Source organism: Vibrio sp. 704 (assembly GCF_033339295.1).
This window is the reverse complement of sequence record NZ_JAWOUH010000123.1, coordinates 1-1,065: the sequence shown is the minus strand read 5'-3', so window position 1 is coordinate 1,065 and position 1,065 is coordinate 1. Positions and strand designations below refer to the sequence as shown.

Annotated in this window: 1 protein-coding gene; it reads left to right on the top strand. The window is 50.0% G+C overall.

The features are described 5' to 3' along the window. Positions 1 to 938 (top strand): acetyl-CoA C-acyltransferase FadA (fadA, locus tag R7R24_RS24885; RefSeq protein WP_318119771.1); only part of this gene is annotated, 938 nt, incomplete at its 5' end. Positions 939 to 1,065: the final 127 nt, after the last annotated feature.

The window sequence follows — 1,065 nt, the reverse complement described above, 5'->3', positions numbered from 1 at the left end:
CTGGCCTACCAATTGAGATTGGCGCAGTAACCGTGAATCGTCTGTGTGGCTCATCTATGCAAGCCCTGCATGATGGTACTCGTGCAATCATGACAGGTGACGCGGAAATTTGCCTGATCGGCGGTGTCGAGCACATGGGTCACGTACCAATGAACCACGGTGTAGACTTCCATCCTGGCATGTCGAAAAATGTCGCCAAAGCCGCTGGTATGATGGGTTTAACCGCTGAAATGCTTGGTAAGCTTCATGGTATCAGCCGTGAGCAACAAGATGAGTTTGCGGCGCGCTCTCATGCTCGTGCTCACGCAGCAACATTGGAAGGTCGCTTTAAAAACGAAATCCTACCAACCGAAGGCCACGCAGCAGACGGTACGTTGTTCCAGTTAGATTACGATGAAGTGATTCGTCCAGAGACCACCGTTGAAGGTCTGTCTCAACTTCGCCCGGTATTCGACCCAGCGAACGGTACTGTAACAGCCGGCACGTCTTCCGCTTTATCTGATGGTGCATCCGCAATGCTGATCATGAGCGAAGAGAAAGCCAATGAACTTGGTTTGAAGATTCGCGCACGAATCAAAGGCATGGCGATCGCAGGTTGCGATCCATCCATCATGGGTTACGGCCCTGTACCTGCAACGCAAAAAGCGCTCAAACGTGCAGGCCTTGCAATTGAAGATATGGACGTTGTCGAGCTAAACGAAGCGTTTGCAGCGCAATCTCTGCCATGTGCGAAAGACCTAGGTCTGCTTGAGGTGATGGACGAAAAAGTGAACCTGAATGGCGGCGCGATTGCTCTAGGTCACCCATTGGGTTGTTCTGGCGCACGTATCTCAACAACGCTTATCAACCTAATGGAAGCCAAGGACGCCAAATACGGCCTTGCGACCATGTGTATCGGTCTTGGTCAGGGTATCGCAACAGTCTTTGAGCGCCCGTAGTCCTTAACATCACCAGTTAGGTAATCAACCAATACCAGCAAAATTTGGTATTACACTTAAGGCGGCATCTGATGTCGCCTTTTCTTTTATTAGGCACCCTATAATTTATGCACAAAACGCATAAATT